20 protein-coding genes and 1 pseudogene are annotated in these 23,531 nt (G+C 66.4%); 9 read left to right on the plus strand and 12 right to left on the minus strand.

Annotation, left to right across the window (positions count from 1 at the left end):
* Positions 1–27 precede the first annotated feature (27 nt).
* On the plus strand, positions 28–1,626 hold the full coding sequence (locus NH14_RS05185; protein WP_035521003.1) for an RNA polymerase factor sigma-54: 1,599 nt from the start codon (positions 28–30) through the stop codon (positions 1,624–1,626).
* 9 nt (positions 1,627–1,635) lie between these two features.
* Here the strand turns inward: NH14_RS05185 and NH14_RS05190 are convergent, their stop codons facing one another.
* Positions 1,636–2,463: a DUF72 domain-containing protein gene (locus NH14_RS05190; RefSeq protein WP_035521001.1), complete on the minus strand. Its 828-nt coding sequence runs from the start codon at positions 2,461–2,463 to the stop codon at positions 1,636–1,638.
* Positions 2,464–2,686: 223 nt separating this feature from the next.
* On the opposite strand from NH14_RS05190, the gene NH14_RS05195 reads away from it, so the two are divergent.
* Complete coding sequence (locus NH14_RS05195) at positions 2,687–3,082, plus strand: transposase (RefSeq protein WP_084224944.1); 396 nt, start codon at positions 2,687–2,689, stop codon at positions 3,080–3,082.
* A 226-nt stretch (positions 3,083–3,308) separates the two neighbouring features.
* Positions 3,309–4,280 (plus strand): hypothetical protein, encoded by a 972-nt coding sequence (locus tag NH14_RS05200; RefSeq protein ID WP_035520996.1) that lies wholly within the window; start codon positions 3,309–3,311, stop codon positions 4,278–4,280.
* A 20-nt stretch (positions 4,281–4,300) separates the two neighbouring features.
* Here NH14_RS05200 and NH14_RS05205 read toward each other — a convergent pair whose 3' ends face one another.
* Positions 4,301–6,727, minus strand: coding sequence for a phosphoketolase family protein (locus NH14_RS05205; RefSeq protein ID WP_035520994.1), 2,427 nt, complete (start codon positions 6,725–6,727; stop codon positions 4,301–4,303).
* Positions 6,728–7,165: 438 nt separating this feature from the next.
* Between NH14_RS05205 and NH14_RS05210 the strand changes: the two genes are divergently transcribed.
* Together NH14_RS05210 and NH14_RS05215 are read left to right on the plus strand one after the other, a co-directional pair.
* The gene (locus NH14_RS05210) at positions 7,166–7,627 is read left to right on the plus strand and encodes a universal stress protein (protein ID WP_035521727.1); all 462 of its coding nucleotides are present in this window, start codon (positions 7,166–7,168) and stop codon (positions 7,625–7,627) included.
* A 452-nt stretch (positions 7,628–8,079) separates the two neighbouring features.
* Positions 8,080–8,289 carry a hypothetical protein gene (locus NH14_RS05215; protein WP_035520992.1) on the plus strand — a complete coding sequence of 70 codons (210 nt, stop codon included), beginning with the start codon at positions 8,080–8,082 and terminating at the stop codon, positions 8,287–8,289.
* Between the two features lie 52 nt (positions 8,290–8,341).
* On the opposite strand, the gene NH14_RS33375 is transcribed toward NH14_RS05215, so the two are convergent.
* Both NH14_RS33375 and NH14_RS33380 read right to left on the minus strand, forming a co-directional pair.
* The gene (locus tag NH14_RS33375; protein WP_167556475.1) at positions 8,342–8,707 is read right to left on the minus strand and encodes a DUF488 domain-containing protein; all 366 of its coding nucleotides are present in this window, start codon (positions 8,705–8,707) and stop codon (positions 8,342–8,344) included.
* A 57-nt stretch (positions 8,708–8,764) separates the two neighbouring features.
* A pseudogene (locus NH14_RS33380) lies at positions 8,765–9,358 on the minus strand (uracil-DNA glycosylase family protein); the annotation flags it as partial.
* 360 nt (positions 9,359–9,718) lie between these two features.
* On the opposite strand from NH14_RS33380, the gene hpnR reads away from it, so the two are divergent.
* A complete protein-coding gene (hpnR, locus tag NH14_RS05230; protein ID WP_035521723.1) occupies positions 9,719–11,263 on the plus strand; it encodes a hopanoid C-3 methylase HpnR in 1,545 nt (514 codons plus the stop codon).
* A gap of 1 nt (position 11,264) precedes the next feature.
* Here hpnR and NH14_RS05235 read toward each other — a convergent pair whose 3' ends face one another.
* The 4 genes from NH14_RS05235 to NH14_RS05250 form a co-directional block, all read right to left on the minus strand.
* On the minus strand, positions 11,265–12,026 hold the full coding sequence (locus NH14_RS05235; RefSeq protein WP_035520990.1) for a DUF4410 domain-containing protein: 762 nt from the start codon (positions 12,024–12,026) through the stop codon (positions 11,265–11,267).
* Positions 12,027–12,224: 198 nt separating this feature from the next.
* Complete coding sequence (locus tag NH14_RS05240) at positions 12,225–13,589, minus strand: ATP-binding protein (RefSeq protein ID WP_035520988.1); 1,365 nt, start codon at positions 13,587–13,589, stop codon at positions 12,225–12,227.
* A 21-nt stretch (positions 13,590–13,610) separates the two neighbouring features.
* Entirely contained in the window at positions 13,611–14,324 is a 714-nt protein-coding gene (locus tag NH14_RS05245) for a response regulator (RefSeq protein WP_035520986.1), read from the minus strand.
* A gap of 406 nt (positions 14,325–14,730) precedes the next feature.
* Positions 14,731–15,699 carry a hypothetical protein gene (locus NH14_RS05250; RefSeq protein ID WP_035520982.1) on the minus strand — a complete coding sequence of 323 codons (969 nt, stop codon included), beginning with the start codon at positions 15,697–15,699 and terminating at the stop codon, positions 14,731–14,733.
* A 265-nt stretch (positions 15,700–15,964) separates the two neighbouring features.
* Between NH14_RS05250 and NH14_RS05255 the strand changes: the two genes are divergently transcribed.
* Together NH14_RS05255 and NH14_RS05260 are read left to right on the plus strand one after the other, a co-directional pair.
* Complete coding sequence (locus NH14_RS05255; RefSeq protein ID WP_035521721.1) at positions 15,965–16,879, plus strand: sterol desaturase family protein; 915 nt, start codon at positions 15,965–15,967, stop codon at positions 16,877–16,879.
* A 68-nt stretch (positions 16,880–16,947) separates the two neighbouring features.
* Entirely contained in the window at positions 16,948–17,658 is a 711-nt protein-coding gene (locus NH14_RS05260) for an SDR family NAD(P)-dependent oxidoreductase (protein WP_035520980.1), read from the plus strand.
* Between the two features lie 30 nt (positions 17,659–17,688).
* Here the strand turns inward: NH14_RS05260 and NH14_RS05265 are convergent, their stop codons facing one another.
* From NH14_RS05265 to NH14_RS05280, 4 genes are all read right to left on the minus strand, one after another.
* Positions 17,689–18,111: a hypothetical protein gene (locus NH14_RS05265; RefSeq protein ID WP_176329250.1), complete on the minus strand. Its 423-nt coding sequence runs from the start codon at positions 18,109–18,111 to the stop codon at positions 17,689–17,691.
* A gap of 119 nt (positions 18,112–18,230) precedes the next feature.
* The gene (locus tag NH14_RS05270) at positions 18,231–19,820 is read right to left on the minus strand and encodes a PepSY-associated TM helix domain-containing protein (protein ID WP_035520976.1); all 1,590 of its coding nucleotides are present in this window, start codon (positions 19,818–19,820) and stop codon (positions 18,231–18,233) included.
* Positions 19,821–19,924: 104 nt separating this feature from the next.
* Positions 19,925–22,333, minus strand: a complete 2,409-nt coding sequence (locus NH14_RS05275; protein WP_084224938.1) for a TonB-dependent receptor — start codon at positions 22,331–22,333, stop codon at positions 19,925–19,927.
* 241 nt (positions 22,334–22,574) lie between these two features.
* Positions 22,575–22,940 carry a DUF2946 domain-containing protein gene (locus tag NH14_RS05280; protein WP_035521718.1) on the minus strand — a complete coding sequence of 122 codons (366 nt, stop codon included), beginning with the start codon at positions 22,938–22,940 and terminating at the stop codon, positions 22,575–22,577.
* Positions 22,941–23,161: 221 nt separating this feature from the next.
* Between NH14_RS05280 and NH14_RS05285 the strand changes: the two genes are divergently transcribed.
* Positions 23,162–23,500 carry a hypothetical protein gene (locus NH14_RS05285; protein ID WP_152617030.1) on the plus strand — a complete coding sequence of 113 codons (339 nt, stop codon included), beginning with the start codon at positions 23,162–23,164 and terminating at the stop codon, positions 23,498–23,500.
* Positions 23,501–23,531: the final 31 nt, after the last annotated feature.

A 23,531-nucleotide genomic window follows, 5' to 3' on the forward strand; every position in this document is an offset into this window, starting at 1 on the left:
CGTCAATCCAAAGAGAACATCAAAGCCATGGCTTCCATCGCGTTACACGCACGCCAGCACCTCGCGCTGACGCCGCGTCTGCAGCAGGCCGTGCGCCTGTTGCAGCTATCGTCGCTCGAATTCCAGCAGGAATTGCGCGAAGCGCTCGATACCAATCCGTTTCTCGAATATGTGCCGCCCGCCCAGGAAACCGGTGAAGCCGCCGAGGCTGCCGAAGGCGCGGCCGGGATCGGCGCTGCCGCGCCTGGGGCGCCCGTAGTGGCCGCCGATATACCCGAGGGCGATCTCGACGGCGGCATGGAAAGCGCTGCGGACGGCAGCATGACGCTGGACCCCGCGAGTTATGGCGGCGAGCCGGCCGGGTACGCCGACGAAGCCGGTTACGGCGAACCGGCCTCCGCCTATGGCGAAGAAGCGTCCGGCTACGGCGACGAAGGCGCGGCGTATGCCGCCGACCTGCCGTTGCCTGGCGCGACGCGCGCGCCGTCGGGCTATCGCGGTTCGGAGGACGGCGAATCGGATGCCGCCGATTGGGTGCGCGTGCCGATCTCGCTGCGCGAACAACTGCATGGGGCACTGCGACTTTCGCCGTTGGAAGACCTCGATCGCGCGGCGGCCCAGGTCGTGATCGAGGCGCTCGACGATGACGGTTATCTGCGTCAGGACCTGGCCGAGCTGGCCGACGTCGATGGCGCGGAAGGCGCGCTCGACGAAGACCGCCTGCGCGTCGCGCTGCGCGTCGTGCAGACGCTCGACCGTCCGGGCATCGGCGCTCGCTCGCTCGCGGAATGTCTCGCGCTGCAACTCGACGCGATGCCCGAGGACACGCCGCACCGCGAACTGGCGCTGCGGATCGTGACCGGCCATCTGGAGCGTCTCGCGCGCCGCGAGCATGGCGAGCTGCAACGCCAGTTGAACTGCGACGCGCAGTCGCTGCAAGCCGCGACCGCGCTCGTGCGCAGCCTCGACCCGAAGCCGGGCAATCACTATGGCCGCGCGGACGGCGGCTATGTGGTGCCGGACGTGATCGTGCGCCAGGTGCGCGGCCGCTGGGTGGTGAGCGTGAACCCGGCCATCGAGCCGCGCGCGCGCATCCACAAGCTCTATGCGGAATTGTTCGCGCGCTCGGACCAGACGAGCCGCTCGCCGCTCGCGCAGCAGTTGCAGGAAGCGCGCTGGCTGATCCGCAACGCGCACAAGCGCTGCGAGACCATCCTGCGAGTGGGCGAATGCATCGTCGCGCGGCAGAAGGCCTTCTTCCAGTACGGCGAGATCGCGCTGCGCCCGATGCTGCTGCGCGACGTCGCCGACGAACTCGGCCTGCACGAATCGACCGTGTCGCGCGCGACCGGCAACAAGTACATGGCCACGCCGCGCGGCATTTTCGAGTTCAAGCGCTTTTTCCCGCGCGAGCTGGAGACGCGCACGGGCGGGACCTGTTCGGCTGCGGCCGTGCGCGCGCTTATCAAGGAGATGATCGATGCGGAGAATCCGCGCGATCCGCTTTCGGACGTCGTGCTCGCGCAGGAGCTGGAACGGCAGGGCGTGCGCGTGGCGCGCCGCACGGTCACGAAGTATCGCCAGATGATGAAGGTGCCGGCCGCCGATATGCGCCGACAGCTTTGATTCTTTAAGTCAAGCCTTGCGCAGGCGCTCGATCAGCGCCTGCGCGGCGGCGGGATTGCGTTCCTTGAAGCCGCTAATCACGTAGAGATACACGTCGCGTCCGGTGTTGGCCGCGAGCGGCGCGGCGAAGGTGGCGAGGTCGCCGGGGCTCTCGCCGCGCGCCCATGCGAGCGCGCGCGCGGCCCAGCTGTGGAGAGCCGCGGGCGAATAGCCGAGCGGCTCGGCAGCGGTCGTCCCCATGATGCGGGCGTAGACGAAGGGCGCGGATGCGTCGGCGATCTGCGGATAATCCGAATCGCCGGACACTACGATGGCCGCCCCATGCCGCCGCGCGAGCGCCACGAACTCCGGCGTGCGGAAGCTCTCGTGCCGCACCTCCAGCGCATGCCTTAACGGCCGCCCGTCGACTTCGGCGGGCAGTAATTCGAGAAATCGTGCGTAGTCCTCTGGATCGAACGGCTTGCCAGGCATCAGTTGCCAGTTGATCGGGCCAAGCTTGTTGCGCAGATTCAGCACCCCGCTCGTGAGAAAGCGCTCGATCGATGGGCCGGCCTCGGCCAGCACGCGGCGGTTCATCGCGAAGCGCGGCCCCTTCAACGAGAACACGAAATCGTCGGGCGTCTCGTCGTGCCAGCGCATGAAGCTCTCGGGGCGCTGCGCGCCGTAATAGGTGCTGTTGATTTCCAGCGAACTCAGGTGACGGCTCGCATAGTCGAGTTCGAGGCGCCGCGCGAGTCCTGCGGGATAGAACGTGCCGCGCCACTGCGGGTAAATCCATCCGCCGATGCCGATGCGAATGCGCACGGTTTTCGCGGGCAAAACGGGGTAGCGAGCCATGGGAATTGCGCCGTCGAGTCTGGAGTGGCGCAGTTTAGCGCGATTGCCGCAGTTGCCGCAGTTGCAATAGCAAAGCTTCGAAAGCGCCGGTATGCATGTGCAAGGCGGCACTACCTGCATCACATTGCGGATTTTCAGATCGTTTTAGGCAAAGTCCGATACTTTCCTATCAGGCGTGGGGCTAATTTAGCTGTGTGTCAGACAACCTCACTTGGAATATCAGATGCAGCCTCGTCCCTCAATGGAACTGAACGACGCCCAGTGGCGCAGCGTCGAACCGCTTTTCCGTGACATCCGCACCAGCGGTCCGCGCCGCGGTCGTCCGGCGCATTGCTCGCGCGCCGTATTCGAAGCCATCCTGTGGGTGCTGTCAACGGGCTCCGTCTGGTCGAAGCTGCCCGAGCGCTACCCCGATTTCCGCACCTGCCATCGCCGCTTCAAGATGTGGTTCGACGCCGGCCTCGTGCAACAGGCCATGGAGCAGCTCTACGGCGAAGAAGGCGTATCCATGTGCGCGGCCATGAGCGCGCGCATGCAGCCGTGGCGCGCACCGGCGGGCCGCAAGGCGCCGCGCTTCCCGGTGGCGTTCACGCTGCGCTGGCCGGTAGCGCGCACCTGAGCCGCTGCCTGCAGGTTTGCGTAGGCCTACCTGGTTTTCGGCGCTGCGTCCTTGCCCGCTCGTCTGCGTGAATTCCGCGTGAATTCCGTGTGCGAACTACGGGGCGCGAAGTCGTGTGATGTGGTGAACGAATCGTTCTTCACTGTGGTCGGTCAAATCCGCCCTTTGTGGGATCCGCGTCTGGTGCGCGATACTGTGAGGCTCCACGCAACGGAATCCACAGAACATGGCGCATTTCGACGTATTCAACGGCGACGCGGACGGCATCTGCGCGTTGCATCAGCTTCGCCTTTCCCGGCCGCGCGAGGCCACGCTCGTCACCGGAGCGAAGCGCGACATTGCGCTCATCAAGCGCGTGCCGGCGCAGCCCGGCGACTCGCTCACGGTGCTCGACATTTCGTTCGACACCAACCGCGCAGCGCTTTGCGCGCTGCTCGATCAGGGCGTCCGCATCGAGTATTTCGATCATCACCACGCGGGCGAATTGCCGATGAACGTCAATCTCGCCGCGCACATCGACACCACGGCGCAGGTCTGCACGAGCGTGCTGGTCGACCGTCACCTGCGCGGCCAGCATCGCCGGTGGGCGATTGCGGCGGCGTTCGGCGACAACCTGCAGGCTACCGCGCACGAGCTCGCGCACGAAGCCGGGCTTAACGAGACGCAAGTCGCGCAATTATGCGAACTGGGCGAGTCGATCAACTACAACGCCTATGGCGACAGCGCGGAGGACCTGTTCATCGCCCCGGCTGAGCTCTACGGGTTGCTCAAGCCGTACGCCGATCCGTTCGAATTCATTGCGGCGGAGCCGGTCGTGGCGCGTCTTTCGGCGTGCCGCCAGGAAGATCTCGAACGCGCGCAGCAGGTCACGCCGCTGTTCATGGTGCAGTACGGCACCGTATGCGTGCTCCCCGACGAGCCTTGGGCGCGCCGTGTGCGCGGGGCGTTCGCCAATGTCCTCGCGCTCGAGGAGCCGACCTGCGCCCACGCCGTGCTGAGCGTCAATCCCGACGGCAATTACGCGGTGAGCGTGCGCGCGCCGCTCGCGCGTCCGAGCGGCGCGGACGAGTTGTGCCGCGCGTTCCCCGGCGGCAGCGGCCGGGTGGGCGCGGCGGGCATCGACAGCCTCGATTCGGAACGGCTCGACCTGTTCGTCACGGGGTTCGTGCGCGTGTTCGGGCGCTTCGCGCCGCGCTGAACCGGACGCGCGGCGCGGCCTCAGTCGCCGCCGCCCGGCGCAGGTGGACTCGCGCGCATCCAGCGCCAGTTGCGGATCTCGGGCATGTCGTCGCCGTGCTCGTCCACGTAGCGGCGGTGCGCGGCGAGCTTGTCGTGCAGCGTTTGCCGCACATGCGCGGCGCGTTGCGCGAGCCCATCCACACGGTCGATCACGGCCTCGCACAGGTGGTAGCGGTCGAGCTTGTTCACCACCGTCATGTCGAACGGCGTGGTGGTCGTGCCTTCCTCGATAAAGCCGTGCACATGGATGTTCGCGTGATTGGCGCGCCGGTAAGTCAGGCGATGGATCAGCGACGGATAACTGTGATGCGCGAAGATCACAGGCCGGTTCGTGGTGAAGAGCGCGTTGAAGTCGGCGTCGGACAGACCGTGCGGGTGGCGGTCCGCCGGCTCCAGCGTCATCAGGTCCACCACGTTCACCACGCGCATCTTCAGATCGGGCAGCCAGCCGCGCAGCAGGTCGACCGCCGCGAGCGTCTCGACCGTGGGCACGTCGCCGGCGCATGCCATCACCACGTCGGGCTCGCCGCCTTCGTCGTTGCTCGCCCATTGCCAGATGCCGATGCCGTCCGCGCAATGGCGGATCGCTGCGTCCATGTCCAGCCACTGCGGTTGCGGCTGTTTGCCCGCCACGATGATGTTGATGCGGTTCCAGGTGCGCAGCACGTGATCGGTCACGGCGAGCAGCGTGTTGGCGTCGGGCGGCAGGTACACGCGTACCGTATCGACCTTCTTGTTGACCGCGTAGTCGATGAAGCCCGGGTCCTGATGGCTGAAGCCGTTATGGTCCTGGCGCCACACGTGCGAGGTCAGCAGGTAATTGAGCGAGGGCAGGGGCCGCCGCCACGGAATCTCGCGGATCACCTTCAGCCACTTCGCGTGCTGGTTGAACATCGAATCGACGATGTGGATGAACGCCTCGTAGCACGACATGAAGCCGTGGCGCCCCGTGAGCAGATAGCCCTCGAGCCAGCCCTGGCAGGTGTGCTCGCTCAGGATCTCCATGACGCGGCCGTCTGGCGCGAGCTGGACGTCGTCGGGCGTGGTTTCGGCCAGCCACGTGCGCGCTGTCACGTCGAAGACATCGGCCCAGCGGTTCGAAGCGGTTTCGTCGGGACCAAAAATGCGGAAGTTGCGCGTGGGCTGGTTCACGCGCATCACCTCGCGCAGGAACGCGCCCATCACGCGGGTGGCTTCGGCGTCCGCCTGGCCCGGCGCGGGCACGTCCACCGCATGGCGCTCGAAAGGGGGCACGCGCAGCTCGCGCACCCGGCCGCCGCCGTTGGTGCGCGGGTTCGCGCTCATGCGGCGCTCGCCGCGCGGCGCGAGCGCCGCAATCTCGGGCGCGAGCCGGCCTTGCGCGTCGAACAGTTCCTCGGGCTTGTAGCTGCGCATCCAGTCTTCGAGCAGCGCGAGATGGCCCGGCTTCGCGATGTTCGCAAGCGGCACCTGGTGCGAGCGCCATGAGCCTTCGGTCTTCAGGCCGTCGACGCTCTTCGGGCCGGTCCAGCCCTTGGGCGTGCGCAGCACGATCATCGGCCAGCGGGGGCGTTCGATGTGCGCTTGCGGATCGGCTGCAACTGCCTCGCGCGCGCTCTGCTGGATGCGCGCGATTTGGTCGAACGCGCTGTCGAAGGCCGTGGCCATCAGCCGGTGCGCGACGCCGGGATCCTCCGCTTCCACGAAAATCGGCGCGTAGCCGTAGCCTTTCATGAGCGCGGCGAGTTCATCGTCGCCGATGCGCGCGAGCACGGTCGGCCCGGCGATCTTGAAGCCATTCAGATGCAGGATCGGCAGTACGGCGCCATCCGTCACCGGATTGAGGAATTTGTTGGAATGCCACGAGGTGGCGAGCGGCCCCGTTTCGGCTTCGCCGTCGCCGACCACGCACGCGGCGATCAGATCGGGGTTGTCGAACACCGCGCCATAGGCATGCGACAGCGCGTAACCGAGTTCGCCGCCTTCGTGGATCGAGCCCGGGGTCTGCGGCGCAACGTGGCTCGGGATGCCGCCGGGAAAGCTGAACTGCTTGAAGAGCGCGGCCATACCTTCTTCGTCCTGCGGCACGTTCGGCCAGGTCTCGCTATAGGTGCCTTCGAGCCAGGTGTTCGCGACCACGGCCGGCCCGCCATGCCCCGGTCCCGCGATGAAGAGCAGGTCAAGATCGCGCTCGTTGATGATGCGGTTCAGGTGCGTGTAGAGAAAATTGAGGCCGGGCGTGGTGCCCCAGTGGCCGAGCAGGCGCGGCTTCACGTGCGCGAGTTGCAGCGGTTCGCGTAGCAGCGGATTGGCGAGCAGATAGATCTGGCCGACCGAGAGATAGTTGGCGGCGCGCCACCAGGCGTCCATGCGCTGCAACAGTTCGTCGGAAACCGGCGGACGGGAGGAAGGGCGGTTTGCACTCATTCGATGCTCCTGTCGCACGAAGGGAAGAGCGTGCGACGACCATGGTGCCACGATCGCTGGGAACGCTTCCTACGCGTGTGCGCACGCGCAGGTCGCGATGCGCGCGCCGAGCGCCTAACATGGATGATGCGTCCCTCGTGCATCGCGTGGCACGCGTTTCCCGGACCCGAAACGCAAGCGCTGCATGAGACCGGAGAGCGACGCGTCGACACAGCGCGAGGCGGGCTTTCGTCCCCAACTGCATGACGGCGATAAAGTACGCCAAAGCATGGCTTTTCGATTGCGCGAGCGAATCACGCAACCGGCATGCAATCCGCATGCCGCACGTATGCAACTCGCGCGCAACGCAACGGCGGGCAGGCCGTCGCGCGCGGCTCCCGCGACCGGGACCTCGCATGCCGGATGCCGCGCATCATGGGCCTTGCCCTGGAGGTGATGATGTACACACAAATTCTGGTGGCCGTCGACGGCAGCCGCAGTGGACGCCGCGCGCTCGATGAGGCCGTGAAAATAGCCAAGGCGACGGGCGCCGCGGTTCAGGCGCTTTGCGTGGTGCAGCATCCGGCGCGCCTCGTCGATGTCGGCACGGGATTCGCAGAGGAGCCCAAGCGCCAGAAGGCCGAGGCCGATCTCGCCACGGCCGCGCTGGAGGAGGCCAGGACGGTGTTCGCAGCGGGCGGCGTGCAAGGCACGGCGCGCGCCGCCGACGCGATGGGCGAGGACATTGCGGCGGTGATCTACCGCATCGCAGCGGAAGAGGACGCGGACCTCGTGGTGATGGGCACGCGCGGCTTGTCGGGCGTGAAGCGACTGCTGCTCGGCAGCGTCGCGGAATCGTTCCTGCGCATGGCCGATCGCCCGGTCATGCTGGTGCGCGAGGATGAACCGAAGGCGGCTTGACACCGGCTTGACGCCCCCTTCCAGGAAGGCGCGCGGGCGCGGCGGCGCCCGCCGCCGCACTCGCATTTTCGTCTGAAAATACCTGCGCGCCCAGGCTTCAATGCGCCCACCCGAGGTACAAATATCTCAAAATACGATTTCGATCAAATCTTGCACCCGTGCAGGGTCACGCGGCGCCGGGCATTCCTTTTATCATTTGCAACTGGCGGCGCGATAACCCGGTTTGGCCGGTACATCCTTCGCGCTCCCATTCAGATTCTGCATGTAATCAGGAATCCGATTTAATTTTCCGCAGACGTATAACATGCTTTAACCATTGTGCGACGCGCAGCGGGTTTTCCGCTCCGGCGCGTAGTTCGCGTAAGTAACAAGAAGAAACACGACTGTAGCGAAACTGTACGTTTTGCTCGCTATGCTGGTTTCCACAGCGAGCCCTGAACAGGAGAAATTCGATGCTCAGTCACCACGAACTGGCAGCGCTGCTATTGATTCGCGACGCCAATGCGCCGCTTCAAACATTCGATTCCGAATTTCTGGCGCTCGAGCGCTACCATCTCGTGGAGATGGACGAAGGCGGGGACGGCTGCGCCCCGCGCCTCACGACCCGCGGCAAGGAATTGTTGCGCCGGCTGACGCAAGACAGCGGTGTCGACGCACGATAACAGGCGCAAACGCGCGGCCTTGTTGAACCCCGCTTGGTCCCTGCGCGCGCCGTTATTTGCGCCGCTTCTTCATCAAATAGTCGCGCAGCACGGCGGCGTTATTGTCTTCGGTGTTGTGCGAGCTGAACAGCAGCACCACCGGATGCGCCTTGCTCGCCTCGGCAAGCGGCGCCCATGCGGCACGGTTTGCGTCGAGTTCGGCGACGTAGCGGCGCGTGAATTCATCCCACTGTTGCGGGTCCTTGTGGAACCACTCGCGCAGTTCCGTACTCGGCGCGACGTCCTTCGCCCAGGTCACGCCCGCGAGTTTTTCCTTGCTCATGCCGCGCGGCCATAGCCGGTCGACCAAAAAGCAAGACTGTCTGTCCTCGGGCAGCGGATCGTAGACACGCTGGATGGTGATTGCCGGCAGGGTCATGTTGCGCTTCTCCTTGTGGAGCAAATTCGCATTCGTCTGCTGCGCGGACGATAGCGGCGCCGACAACGCATCGGCAACGCGCTCGCGCAGCGCGGGCAGCACGTCGCGCGCGAACCACGAATGCCGCTGAAACCACGGCGTATTGCGCGGCGAGGGGTGAGGCAGCGGCACGTAGCCGGGCGCGTAGTCGCGCCAGGCTGCCACGGTTTCGGTGAGCGAGCCCTTGCGGCGGTTGCCGAGGAAATAACGCTGCGCGTACTGGCCGACCAGCAGCGTGAGGCGCACGCCGGGCATCAGCGCGAGCAGGCGTGTGTGCCAGAGCGGCGCGCATTCGGGGCGCGGCGGATTATCGCCGCCGCCGCCGCGCCCCGGATAGCAAAAGCCCATCGGCACGATGGCGATGCGCGCGGCGTCGTAGAACGTGGCGGCGTCGATGCCCATCCATTCGCGCAGGCGCTCGCCGCTCGCATCGTCCCATGGAATACCCGAAGCATGGACTTTGGCGCCGGGGGCCTGGCCCACGATCAGGACCCGCGCGCTCGCACTCGCTTGCAGCACCGGGCGCGGGCCGAGCGGCAGCGTGTCGGCGCAGATGCGGCAAGCGCGGATCTCGGTCAGCAGGCGCGGGAGCGAGCGGGTAGCGGACACAATGGGACAGCGCTTTGGCGAATGAGTGTGCGGGAATTCCAGTCTATCAAAGCGCCGCTGCCTGGCATGCATCACCTCGATGCTCACCTCGGTGGCCACCTCGTGCCGGTCCGGGTGCCGGCATGACGGACGACGGCCACGCACAGCGCGAGCGCCGATGCGCGAAGGCGCGTAGACTCGCACGGAGCAGCAGTGTCAGGGACGCGCTGGCCGCATGTTTCGAGCCGCGACGGCGCGACGACAACCGTGAACGACACCGCGAGCGCCCCGCCGCCGGTTTGCACGAATCGCACGAATCGCACGAATCATACGTATCGCACGATCCGCGCATCGCTTCGGGTCGGCGCTTCGCAAGGAGGCTTCATGAGATTGCTGGCCGTCCACCCGAGCGGGCTGATGTACACGCGCGTGTTTCTTCGGCTCGAGCCGCTGGGTCTCGAATCGGTCGCCGGCACGGCGCGCGACGCGGGGCACGAGGTACGCCTCATCGACCTGCAGGTGGAAACCCATCGCGACCTGATGCGCATGGTGCGCGACTGGCGCCCCGAGGCGCTTTGTTTCTCGGGCAACTATCTGGCGAATATTCCCGAGATCGTCGATCTCTCCAAGGCCGTGAAGGCGGCGCTGCCCACGTGCTTCGTGTTCGTGGGCGGCCATAGCGTGTCGTTCACGGCACACGATTTGCTGCGTCACGCTGAGGGCGCCATCGACTGCATCCTGCGCGGCGAGGGCGAGGCGTCGATCAACGTGCTGCTCGAAGCGGTTGCGCAAGGCGGCGATCTGCTCGCGGTGCCAGGCGTGGTGACGCGCGAAGGGTCGGGTCCTCCGCCGCGCTTCGTCGAGCAGCTCGATCCCGTGCGGCCCGCGCGTGATCTGTTGCGGCACCGGCGCAAATATTTCATTGGCACGCTCGACCCGTGCGCCTCGATCGAGTTTGCGCGCGGCTGCCCGTGGGACTGCACGTTCTGCAGCGCGTGGACCTTCTATGGGCGCAGCTACCGCACGCGCAGTCCCGAGGTCGTGGTGGAGGAACTGGCGGCGCTGCGCGAGCCGGGCGTCTTTATCGTCGACGATGTGGCCTTCGTGCACGCGGAGCACGGCATGGCGATTGCCGACGCGATCCGCCAACGCGGCATCCAGAAGCGCTACTACCTGGAGACGCGCGGCGACGTGCTCCTGCGCAACAAGGAGGTGTTCCGCGCGTGGCAGGCGATCGGCCTGAAATACATGTTCCTCGGGCTCGAAGCGATCGACGACGAGGGCCTCAAGGCGTTTCGCAAACGCATCAGTCTCGACCGCAATTTCGAGGCGCTCGAATTCGCGCGTTCGCTCGGCATCACGGTCGCGATTAACCTGATTGCCGATCCGGACTGGGACCATGGGCGCTTCGAGACGATACGCCAGTGGTGCATGGAGATTCCGGAAATCGTGAACATCAGCGTGAACACGCCGTATCCTGGCACGGAGAACTGGCAGCACGAGACGCGGCGTCTGACGAGCCTCGACTACCGGCTCTACGACATCCAGCACGCGGTAGTGCCAACGAAGCTGCCGCTGCCCGAGTTCTATGCGGAATTGGTGCGCACGCAACAAGTTTTGAATCGCAAGCACATGGGCTGGACCGCGTTTCGCGGTGCGGCGGGGCAGGCGATGCGTTTGCTGCTGCGCGGCCAGACCAATTTCGTGCGCATGCTGTGGAAGTTCAACTCGGTGTTCGATCCGCGCCTGCAACTCGCCGATCATGCGCGCGAGGTCCACTACGAGATGACGCCGCCGCCCGCCGCACTCGGCGAGAGCGGGGGCGACATGAAGACGATCTACATTCACGGGCCAACCGGGCGGCGCGGTCGCAAGCTCGACGACGCCACCGAAAAGTTCGTCGACGATACCCGCATGGGGATGGGCTGAATCAACCAGCCTTGCTGACCGGCACCCAGCCGTATTGCGCGGCCGCCTGCGCGAGTTGCTTCGCGATCGAGTTCGCGAGCTTGCCGGCGTCGGCGGCAATCGTGTCGCGTTTCGATGCGGATGCGCCGTGCAGTCCCGCGCCCGCTGCCGCCGATGCCGCGAGATGGCCCGCCGCCGCGCCTGCGCCCGCTGTTTCCGCCATGCCGGGCATATATCCGCTGTTCGCGCTGGTCTCGAAGTTGGCGAGCGATTGCGGCGCACCGTTGGCCGGCAGGTACGACACGCTGATGGTGGCATCCACTTCGCTCTTGCCGGCGCCGAGTCCGATCAGCGCGCGGCGCCGGCGGCTGCCCGCATCGACGCTATCGATGCGGCCTTCGACCACGATGGCGTCGCGGCCCGCCGGCACGGGGCCGTCCACGCGCACCGCGGGCAGACCCATCTTCTGCAACTGCGCGACGATGTTGTCGGCCAGCTTCTCGCGCGCCGCGAGCGCTACTTGCTGTTGTTGTTGCGCAGACGTTTCGCCGCTCGCCATCGTATTGAGCCGCTGCGCCATGCCGCTGTCGAGCTTCACGAGCTCGGGCGAGATCTCGAACGCGCAGACGTAGATAACCTCGGCATGCACTTGCGGCAGCGGACCGGCGGCCTGAAACGGGCTCGCAGCCGAGGCGCAGCCCGACGCGAGGAGCGAGCCCGCGAGCAGCGCAGCGCCGGCGAAACGGCGGGTCTTTTTGAGGAGGGAGCGGATGATCGTATTCATGTCGGGTCGCCTGGATGCTGGATTCGATATCGACTAGTAATAAGGATATCGAAATATCATATTCGGTTCGTTAGGACTGGCTGAGCGGCTTGCCTGCATTCGCCTGATGATTCAGGTTGCGGCGTGTGTCACTCGGCACAGGCGCAAGTATGGAGGGGAGTGCATGGCTGCGCCACGCGCGAATTATGTCGCTCGATGTCACCGGCGCGCGGCGGCGTCCTGAATCGGCAGCTTCACCACGGCTTCGAGTCCGCCGCCTGCACGGTCGGTGAAAGTGAGCGAGCCGCCGTGCTGCCGCGCGATTCGTTCGACGATTGCGAGCCCGAGGCCCGTGCCGCCCGCATGGCTGCGCGCATTGGTGCCACGGCTGAAGGGCGCTTTGAGCCGCTCGAGTTCTTCGGCGCGGATGCCGCCGCCACGGTCGCAGATAGCCACGCAAGCGTGGCCGTCCGCTTGCCAGGTGCGCACGCACAGGCCCGTGCGCCCGTAGACGACGGCGTTCTGCATCAGGTTCATCAACAGACGCATGACGGCCACGGGCCGGAACGAGAAGCGGGGCAGCGCGCCTTCCTCGAAGTCGAATTCGTGGCCGAGCCCAGCGAAGTCGGCCACGAGCTGGCCCGCGAGCGCGTTGAGGTCGCCAGGCTGCGGCGCTTCGCGCTCGCCGCTGCCCGCGTAATCCATGAACTGCTGGAGGATCGTATCGATATGGTCGAGATAGCCCTCGGCGGAATCGACGAGCTTGTCGTTGGTGCCGCGCGGCAGCGCCATCGCAAGGGCGAGGCGCAGTTTCGTGAGCGGCGTGCGGATGTCGTGAGACACGCCCGCGAGCATCAGCGCGCGCGTCGCTTCGGCCTGTTGCAGCGCGGCGGTCATCTGATTGAAGGCCTGGCTGACCTCGGCGATTTCGGTCGGGCCGTCGGTGGGCAGCGGCGCCGGCGCTTCACCCGCGCTCACGCGCCGCGCCGCGTGAGCCAGATCGCCGAGCGGGCGGTTCAGATGCATCTGGATCAGCCAGCCCGTGAACGCCGCGAGCAGCGCGAGACCGATCGACAACACGATGGCCGTGGCGATGCCGCTTGCGCGCGCATCGGCGCTCAGCGGCATCGCCACCCAGATGGGCTCGCCCGCCGCGTGCATGCGGATCCAGAGACGCTCTTCGTCTGATGATTCCCAGCGCACCGGCATGTCGGCGGGCAGATGGCGCTGCAGCGCCGCGATAAAGACATCGCGCTGCCATGTCTGAAAAACATGGAGCGGACTCACGCCCGGGGAATCGAGGTTCGCCACGTGCGCGGCGGGAGCTGTGCGATGGTCGTTCAGGCGCGCGGCGCTCGCGCGGCTTTCGGCGGGCGGCAGGGCGGCGAGCGTGCTGTCGAGCAGCTTCACGTAGTCGGCGAAGATGATCGAGGCGCGCTCGATGCGCGGGCGCTGCACGAAATGCAGCAGCGCGGCGAACGAGCATAGCTGGGTGAGCGCGACCAGCGCCACCAGCAGCGCGATGTTGCGCGAGAGGAGCGATCGCGGCAGCGAGCGCGGCAGCCAGCGCGAAGGCGTGCGCATGAGTGATGGACGCTGCAAGGCTCAGGACTCGACGCCGGCCACCAGCATATAGCCGAGGCCCCAGACGGTCTTGATGAAGCGCGGCTTGGCGGGATCTTCCTCGACGATCTGGCGCAGCCGCAGGATCTGCACGTCGACGCTGCGGTCGAGCGCGGCGTGGTCGCGCCCGCGGGCGCGCGCGAGCAGGTTCTCGCGGCTCACGGCGCGGTTCGGCGAGGAGCCGAGCGCGTGCAGCAGAAGCATCTGCGCCGAATGTATTTCGATGGGCACGCCATCGCGCAGCAGCGTTTGCTGGCCAACGTCGAAGACGAAGCTGCCGAAGCGCAATCGCTGCGTCGTGACGGTGGGGTCTCCCGCGGCCATCTTCTGGCGGCGCAGCAGTGCCTTCACGCGCGCGACGAGTTCGTCGGGCAGGAAGGGCTTGGCGAGGTAGTCGTCGGCGCCGGTTTCGAGGCCGATCACCTTGTCGGCAGCATCGCCCTTGGCTGTGAGCATCAGGATCGGCAGCGTGTGGCCCTCCGCGCGCAGGCGGCGGCAGACGCTCAGGCCGTCCTCGGGCTCCATCATCAGATCGAGCACCAGCAGGTCGTAGCGCTCGCGTTGCAGCATGCGGTCGAGGCGCTTGCCGTCGGCAACCGCGCGCACTTCGAAGCCGTGCCCGCTAAGGAAGCGCTGCAGCATGTTGCGCAGCTCGGCTTCGTCGTCGAGCACGAGGATCCGGTTTGCATGCTCCATGAGCCGCCTCCTGTGGCGGTGCGGTGTGTCGATGTTTCGAAGCATCCGGCGCGCGGCCGAATTCGAATTGCATTGGAATGATCAGGGATGCTACTTGATTGCGCCGGCTCCTGCGATACCAGGGCTTGAAATAAAATTGTGAAACTTGGGGAACGTACCTTGCCGGCCGCATTGCGGCATCGCGCGTCGCTTGTACGGTTCGGCCAAGCGGCGCTGCTTGCTCCTTGCACTGCGACCGGCAAGGTACGTTCGCAAGCCAGTTATGAATGTGAACAGGCCCCGCGCGAATTGGTGCGGCCCGAACGTCGCCTCGCGAACGTTCAGGCGTGGCCCACGCGCATTGCGCACGCCGGCGTGAACAGGATTGCGCGTTAGCACGACGCGCGGTTGCCGACCGCATCATCAGTCAAGCCCAATGCGCGGGCACCCATACGCGACCGACCCAGTGCGCCGGCACCCAGACCGCGGCACGCGGCGCGGGCGCCACGTAGACGGCGCGCGGCAGCGGTCTGGCCGCGTACACGACCTTGGGCGCAGGCGGCGTGACGTACACGACTTTGGGTGCGGTCGGCGCGACATAAACGGGCTTCGGCGGCGGGGGCGCTACATACACGGTCTTGGGCGCCTGAGCGACGACGACAGTGTTCGGCGCGGGCGGCGGAGCCACATAGACCGTGCTGGCCGCAGGCGTGGGAGCGACGACCACCGGGGCCGGCGGAACTGCCACCGTGGCGCCGCCCTGGACGACCGTAGTGCCGCCCGTGCTGACCGTCCCTTCGCGAACGACCATTGACCCGCCCGACGTCGTCACCACACCCGGCGCGACACGCGTGGCGCTGCCCGAATGCGTAACGGTCCCACCGGCCGTGCCGGTGTCCGTACCCGAGCGATAGCAGGTCGTGCCAGCGCAATTCGTCGAAGCACTGTGGCTCACGCTGTTGCCGTTCGCGGCCGTGACCGTGCCGCTCGACGAATACTGGCCCGGCGCGGTGCGCGTTACGCTGCCCGAGGTCGATGCGCTGCGGCCGTCCTCGCCCGTCATCGTGCCGGTATGCGAGCAGGTGCCGCCCGCGCAGCTCGTGTCGCCTGCATGCTCGACCGAACGCCCGTTCGGGCCGACGGCTGTGCCGCTGTTCGAGAATTGTCCCGGCGCGGTGCGCGTGACGGTGCCGGTGTTGGTGGCGAGGCCGCCCCGCGGACCGGCCACGCCGCCCGCATGCGAGCAACTGCCGCCGCCGCACGAGGCATAGTGCGCGCCGTTATACGTACCGTGCGGCGTGTAGGCGGTGCCGTGGCCCGCCCAGCCCGCGAAGGCCGGGGCGCTGGCGAGGGTGAAGACGGTGGCGGCGAGGAGGGAGCGGGGCAGCAATTTCATTTGGGATCCTTGCGGTTCGGTTCGGTGCACGCATCGGCGTGTCAGCGGAACGAACTATAGGGCGGTCCCCGCCGCAAGTCCCGTGCAAAACCATGTCGCGGTGTTACACCGTGCGCGCGCGACATGCGGCGACATACTTTGTGAGTGGTTCTGCGCGTCCGGCGCTTTTAAAGTGCGCTTCATCCGACGCGACACGCAAGGCAGCAGCGAACGACGCGTCCTTTTCAACACCGCGCCACGCGCTTTCATTCGCACAGTGCTTACCATGCTCTCCACAGGAAAACTTTCGTCGTACGTAACGCTCTTCATCGTCGCGGCCTCGCTGATCGAGGCCGTGGTGCTCACGTTTCGCAAACGCTGTAACGGCCAGGTCCCGTTCGACTGGTCCGAAGTCTGGCTCTCGCTCGCTGATCTCGTCGGACGAAAGCTGTTCGCGCTCCTGCCCGTTTCGCTCGCTACGCCAGTGTTTCATTTCGCCTGGGCGCACCGGCTTTTCACGCTCACGATCGATAACTTCCTGCTCGTGCTGCTCATCTTTCTCGGCCAGGAGTTCTGCTATTACTGCTACCACCGCGCCTCGCACCGCATGCGCGTTTTCTGGGCGTCGCACGCGGTGCATCATTCGCCCAATCAGCTCACGCTGTCTTCCGCGTATCGCCTCGGGTGGACCAGCAAGCTCGCCGGTCCGGTCGTATTCTTCGCGCCGCTCGTCTGGCTCGGCGTGCGCCCCGAGATTGCGGTCGCGATGCTCTCGTTCAATCTGCTTTATCAGTTCTGGCTGCACAACACCTGGATGCCCAAGCTCGGCTGGCTCGAATACGTGTTCAATACGCCTTCGGCGCATCGCGTGCATCATGCGTCCAATGTCGATTACCTCGACGCGAACTATGGCGGCGTGCTGATCGTATTCGACCGCCTGTTCGGCACCTATGTGCCCGAGCGCGCCGACGAGCCGTGCCGCTACGGCCTCGTCACGCCCACGCGCTCGCGCAATCCGGTGGTGGTCGAGTTCGAGCATTGGGCGAGCCTTGCGCGCGACATCGCCGCGGCGCCCGACTGGTGGACCGCGGTGCGCCACGTTATCCTGCCGCCGGGCTGGCGCGCGGACGGCGCGGGCGAAACCACGGAGGCGCTGCGCAGGCGCAGCCTGGCAGCGGTACGGCCAGAGACGCGCGTCTGATACGCTGCTGGCGCAATTTCCAACCAGGGTACGGCATGAGCCGAACCCACAACTCGCAGGAACTCAAGATGGACGACTCAGTGAATGGCAAGGCGGTGGCGATCACCGGCGGATTCGGCAGCCTCGGCATGGCGAGCGCGCAATATCTCGCGGCGCGCGGCGCGCGCGTGGCGCTGATCGGCCGGGGCGCGGCGCCCGGCGACGACGCCTGGCCCGCAGAGCTGGCCCAGGCGGTGCGCATCGGCGGGATCGACCTCGTCGACGCGGGCGCGGCGAAGCGGGCGCTGGAGACGGCAAGCCAGGCGCTTGGCGGACTCGACGCGCTCGTCAACGTCGCGGGCGCGTTCCGCTGGGAGACGATCGCCGACGGCGACGCGCGCACGTGGGACCTGATGTTCGATCTGAACGTGAAGACGGCGCTCAATGCGTCGAAGGCGGCGCTGCCGCATCTGCTCGCGCGGGGTGCTGGGCGCATCGTGAATATCGGCGCGGGAGCGGGGCGCAAAGCCGGGCTCGGCACGGGCGCCTATGCGGCTTCGAAGGCGGGCGTGGCGCGGCTTACCGAGGCGCTGGCCGAGGAACTCAAGGACCAGCGCGTGACCGTCAATGCGATTTTGCCGAGCATCATCGACACGCCGCAAAACCGCGCCGATATGCCCGACGCCGATTTCGCACGCTGGGTGCAGCCCGATGAAATCGCGGCGGTGATTGCGTTTCTGATCTCCCCGGGCGCCAGCGCGGTGACGGGCGCGGAGATCGCAGTGAATGGGCGGGTGTGATGCGTGAGGCATGCGCTGGTTGACGCGGGGCTAGTGCCGGCCGCCGTGTCCACCGCCGCCGCCTTGCCAGGTGGCGCTTCCGCCACCATGCCAGCCGCCACCGCCGCCGTGCCAGCCACCGCCGCCACCGTGCCAACCGCCGCCATGCCAGCCACCACCGTGCCAACCGTGGTAGCAGCATCCGCCGCCGCCCCAGTAGGCGAAGCCGAAGCTCGGCCCGTAGTAGTACGCGGGGTAGCCGCCATAGGGGTAGCCGTAAGCGTAGGGGTAGCCGTAGCCGTAGCCGTAGCCGTACGCGGGGTCGTAATAGCCGGGATACCCCGGGTAGGGCGCGACGCAGCCTGCAAGCGCTGCGGCCATCGCCAGTGCTGAAATGAGCCGGAACACAGTGGCCTCCTGACGATCGGGGCGGGAGCACGGCTCCTCGCCCTGATTCCAATATTGCTTAGACACCGGATTGCGGGTGGGGATCAAGAGCAATTGTGTCCTCAGATTACCGCAGCGCGCTTGACACCGCTTGGGTGGCGATTTGGGGGCGACCATCACCTGGAGATCGCGCGCTCACCAAATCGTCAGGATGGCGAAAGATTGTTCGTATGGCCGAAAGCGATTCGGTCGAGCACCCACACGGCCACGATCGTCGCGCCCATCAGCGGAAAGATCACGCCGAGCACGGCGAGGCCGGCCTTCCATGCGCGCATGGGCGGCGCGGCGCGCTCGCGCGCAGGCGCTCCGAGCCCACCCGCGCGACGGGAAGGGCGGCGCAGCCACCACATGACGAAGCCGGTAGTGGCAAGCGCCGCGAGCCCGAGCGAGATTGCCTCGCAGATCAACTGGTTCGCGAGGCCGAAGTAGCGGCCCATATGCAGCGACGTGCCATACGCAATGGCCTGCGAGACCGCGCCGTAATCGCCGTAGCGGATATCCTTGAGTACCTTGCCACTGTACTGGTCGATATAAATCGTGCGCTCCTCTTTCGGGTCGGCAGGGAAGTACGAAACGACGTAGACCCCCGTTGCCGTGGCGGGCAGCGCGACGTCGTAACCGCTTTGCACGCCGAGCGTGCGCATTTGCGCGATCACCTGGTCGAGCGTCCAGCGCGAGCCGGGCTGCGTGCGCGCCGCGGGCGATTGCGGCACCGGCACTGCGCCCACGGCCCATGGCACGTTGGGCAGCGGCAGGTCGTCCATCACCATGCCCGGCATCGACGCCATGTCGTGGCCCGCGTGCTCCGCCTGGCCGGCGTGATCGGCGTGATCGGCGTGATCGGCGTGATCGGCGTGATCGGCGCGGGTCCCGGACGCTGCATGCGCCTGCCCGCCCGGCAGCGTCGAATGCAGCGGCAGGCCGCCGCCCCATGCGCCGCGCGGTGCGCCAAGACTCGCGCGCGTCGCGAGCGCCTTGAACTGTTTGCCCCACGAGCCCGTCCACGGCAGGCCGCTCACGACGAACAAGAGCGCGCCCACCGCAAGCCAGATGCCGATGGTGCTGTGCACGCTCTTCCAGAACGGCCGGCCCGTTGCGCCGAAGCGCGGCCACAGCGCGGCGCGTATTGCGGCGAGCCCGGTTGCCAACGCGGACGCGTCCCCAGAGGAACCCCGCGCGCGCGCCTGCCGTGGCCACCATAGCGCGACGCCGGTGACGATCATCACGAGCGTCCAGCAGGCAGCCAACTCCATCAGCAGTTCGCCGGTTTTACCGAGCAGCAGCTTGCGGTGCAGCATGCGGTCCACCTGCATGAAGCGTCTTTCCACGTCGAGCGTGCCGAGCACTTCGCCGCTGTACGGGTTCACATAGACGCTCTCCTTGACACCGCCGTCGCGCGCGAAAACAAACTCCGCGCTGCGCGCGGGGTTCGCTTCGACATGCGCCCGCACGAGGCGCACGCCGGGCGGCATCGCGTCCCGCGCACGCGCGAGCAGGGCGTCGGCGGGCAAGCGTGGCGTCGCGGCGGGCGCGACCACGAGCCGGTGCGGATACAGCAATGGCTCGATCTGCGGCTGGAAGCAATAGATCGTGCCGGTGATTGCGAGCACGATCAGAAACGGCATGACGAACAGGCCGGCATAGAAATGCCAGCGCCATAGCGTGCGATAGCCTGGATGAACGGCGCCGGCAGTGCGGGCGGCGCGCGTGGCGGAGGCAGGCAGCGTGGCGGACATCGGATGCTCCTCGCGGTCCGGTGCGTCGCCACGGGCGGCGCGTTGGACCAGCAGTAATGGTGATTGAAGCCGCGAGTGCGGCAGTGACGATTACAGGCGCTCGCTCACAGCCCGAGCTTCGCCTCGACGTAATACGTGCGGCCCGGATACGGGTGATAGACGAAGTAGCGCGCGTCGAACAGGTTATCGATGCCCACGCCTATCTCGCTCTTCTTCGTGGGCCGGAACGTGTATTTGATGTCGGCGACCGTGTACGTGCTCGTGCCGCCGAACACGTTCGGGTTGGTGTCGACGTTGGTGAGCGTGTTGTACTGGCGTCCCGAATAGCGGGCCGCGAGCGTGAGCGCGCTGCGCGCATCGAAGCGGTAAGTCGCGACGAGATTCGCGCGCCACAGTGGAATCCGGTAGAAGTACTTGCCCACGCTCGCCGGGTTCTGCGCGTTCTCGAGAATCTTCGACTGCGTGTAAGCCACGTTCGCCGCAAGGTCGAGGCCGTGCCAGATCACGTCCTGCCCCTGGTAGCTCGTCTCCACGCCGCGCGAGCGCACCTTGCCGATGTTCTGGAAGCTCGTCACGTTCGGAATCACCGTGGTGTCGGTCTGGCTGAAGATCGTATTCTTTACGTCGTCCTGAAAGAGCGTGAAGCGCCACAGCCCGTTCCAGTGCGCCCATTCGGCGGTGAGTTCCTTAGAGAGATCGTCTTCGGGGCGCAGGTTCGGGTTGTTGTTGACGATCGACGAACCATTCACCTGCCCCTGGAACAATTCGCTCACGGTGGGAAAGCGATACGCACGCGCAATGGAAGCACGCAGCGTGAGGTCGTCGGTGACGTCGAACGAGAGCGAGGCCTTCGGCGAGAAGTGATGATCGCCCGCGTTCGGATAGGGCACGCTCGATGCGCCAAGCGCCTGATAGCCGTCGTAGGCGCGCCAGTCTTCGTAGCGCACGCCGTAGACTAGCTTCCAGCGCGGCAGGAAGCGCCACGCGTCCTGTGCGTAGAACGCCTGCGTCTCGGTTTTGCCGGCGAATGCGTTGGCGAAGCTGCCCGCGCCGCCATCGCGCCAGGCGAGCGTGTTCCAGGTCTGGTTATCGGTGAAATAGTTGTCGTAGTGGTAGCCGAAGCTGAGCCAGTGCGCGGCGAGGCCCGCGTCTGGCCGCTCGGGCGTCCACGTCGCCTTGAGATCGAGCGTCTTCCAGCCTGTGCCGTCGCCGAGCGTCATCGTGCCGGGGCCGTCGCCGGGACCGCCCGCATTGGCGTTGCGCGCGACGCTGTAGCTCACGTCGTAGTACGAAGCAATGGCCTCGGCGTTCCAGCCGCTCGCCTGATGCGTGCGCAGCGAGACGCCATAGAGCCAGTTTTCGTTCGAGCCGCGGCTGGGCGCGAGCGCCGCCGCCGGAATGTTGTACTCGTAGCCGTCTATCGACATCTTGCCGCTGTACACCGGGTTGCCGTTGGCGTCGTAGAGGAAGGTCGAGGTCTGGCTGTCGTAGGTGCGATGCCAGTAGCCGAGCGTCACGCCGCCTTGCACGGTGGGCGTGAAGTCGTATTGCATGCGCAGCTTGAACTGGTCCTGAACGGTGTGCTCGATGCCTTCTCCATTCACGCCCAGCACGGCCGTGGGCGCGTTGGTCTGGTTGTTGTAGAAGTACGCGCCGTGCACCGGAATGTCGCCGGGTTTCGCGGGCGTTTTCGACTGCGCGAGCGTGGCGAATTGCAGTGGCTGACTCGTATTTTCCAGGTGATTGACGCCGAGCAGGTATGAAAACTTGCCGATCGTGTCGCCCACCGAGGCGCTCATCTCGCTGCCGTTGAAATTCTGGTTCACGCCGTAGAGGCTGAAGTGCTGCGTGAACGCCTTGACGTCCGCGGTGGCTTCGAACTGCTTCGGCATGCGTGTCGTGATCAGCACCGTGGCGCCGAGCGAGTTGCCCGCGTAGAGCGCCGAATACGGCCCGTAGATCACATCCACCTGCTGGATCTGTTCGGGAAACACCATCGACCAGCGCGGCGGAAACGCGTAGCCGTTGCCGAGCAGGTTCGAAACCAGCAGGCCATCGGCATAGACGAGGCCGCGCGCGCTTTGCGTGTTGCTCGTGCCGCGCACGGCGATGATCGAATTGACGTCGCCGATGAAGCGCTTGCGTACCGCGAGGTTCGGCATGTACTTGAGCACGTCCTCGGTGTTGACGACGTTCCAGTGGTCGAACTGCTGCGGCGTGACGGTCTCCACGCTGGCCGGCAGGTTCGGATCGACGGCGGGCGTGGTGGCGGCGCTCGTGCCGTTGCTCGCGGCGCTCACGGTGACGGTGGGCAGCGTGGCTTCGGCCGTGGCCGCAAACGATGCGGCAGGGGCGAGCGATGCAAGCGGCGCGAGCAGCGAGAGCGGCGCGAGGCCGAAATAAGCCTTGAAATAAGGCTTGAAATAAGGCTTAAAGCAGGGTTCAACGGGCGCGCCGGAGCACGCATGCAGGTGCGAGCGAATGCGCGCGCCGCGCGGAGCGGGCGTGAACATAATGAAGTTTCCCGAAGGCGTTGAACGTGCGGCCACGTGAGCGCTGCGCAATCGCCGCGAGCGGGATGGCGCGTGCTGCGCGTATCAAAGCGCGCGTTTGAGCGCACACACGGCGACGGGCGCGGCTCGTTGCGAGCCGCCACGCGAGAGTCAACGCCCGATCATGGATCGGCGCGTGCAGTCGCGAAACGCGGGCGTGAGTGCGGGAAAAACGCGAACCGGTGGCCGGTGACGGCTGGGCTCAGGAAACGAACGGTGGATCGCGCGGCCTGCCCGAAGGGAAGGCGCCGAACGGCGTATGGCGGGTGGAGAGCGGCGCGACGCGATCGAGCGTCGCCACGAGGGCGCGCGAGGGTTCGGGCACGGGAACGCCCGGCATCGCGACATGATGTTCGAGCAGATCGCAGTAGCCGCACGCGCCGAACGCATCGGCATGCGAGAGATGCGGCTCGCCGGAAGCCGGCTGGATCGCCGAGCAGAGCGCGGCGTCGGGCACGTGCGCGTAGTGCGCGGCAACCAGTTGACTCACGAGTGGCGCGAGCACGATGAGCCACATGGCAACGAGGCCAAGCCATGTGGTCAGCAGTTTGTGCTTGCGTGGATTCATGACGGAATGAGCGAAATGCGCGGCGCAGTCTACCATGATGCACGCGCATTGCGGGCGCCTGCCGGCATGCTGAATACGGTCATAAGCCGTGGCGTATCGAGTGCGGAAGTCGAACCGATGCGACGTTTTCGAAGGTGTTCTATGGCTCGCACCGGTGCGGCGAGCGACCATGGGCACTGTCTGTAACGCTTATGGCGCCGCCTTTCGCGCGGCGAACGATCATGCCCGTCTTTTCAATGCGCCAGGCGCCCAGCCTGAGATGGATGGCCCGCACCGCCGAGCCTTGCGGCGTGCGCGCATCGCGCCCTGATGACGCCGCCGCGCTGAACCCGGCACCGCACTCGCGCGAGATTGGCGTACGTGCGCCCCGTTGCGGCATCGATTTGCCCGACGGGTATGCGCTGCGACTCGAAGCGCGCACTCATGCAACGCCGCACAGCCCCATCGGCTGCCCGCTGGAGTCAAGCGTGCTGCGCCAGTGGTGCGTGCGCAATCTGCAAGGCGATTGCCCCGAGCAGGCGCAGCCCACAACTCCCCCGTTTCTTCAGAAGTACGTTTGAGTTCGCAGCACGGCGGGCCTGGCCCGATTCA

The sequence above is a fragment of the Paraburkholderia sacchari genome (assembly GCF_000785435.2).
GTDB classification, from domain to species: Bacteria; Pseudomonadota; Gammaproteobacteria; order Burkholderiales; family Burkholderiaceae; genus Paraburkholderia; species Paraburkholderia sacchari.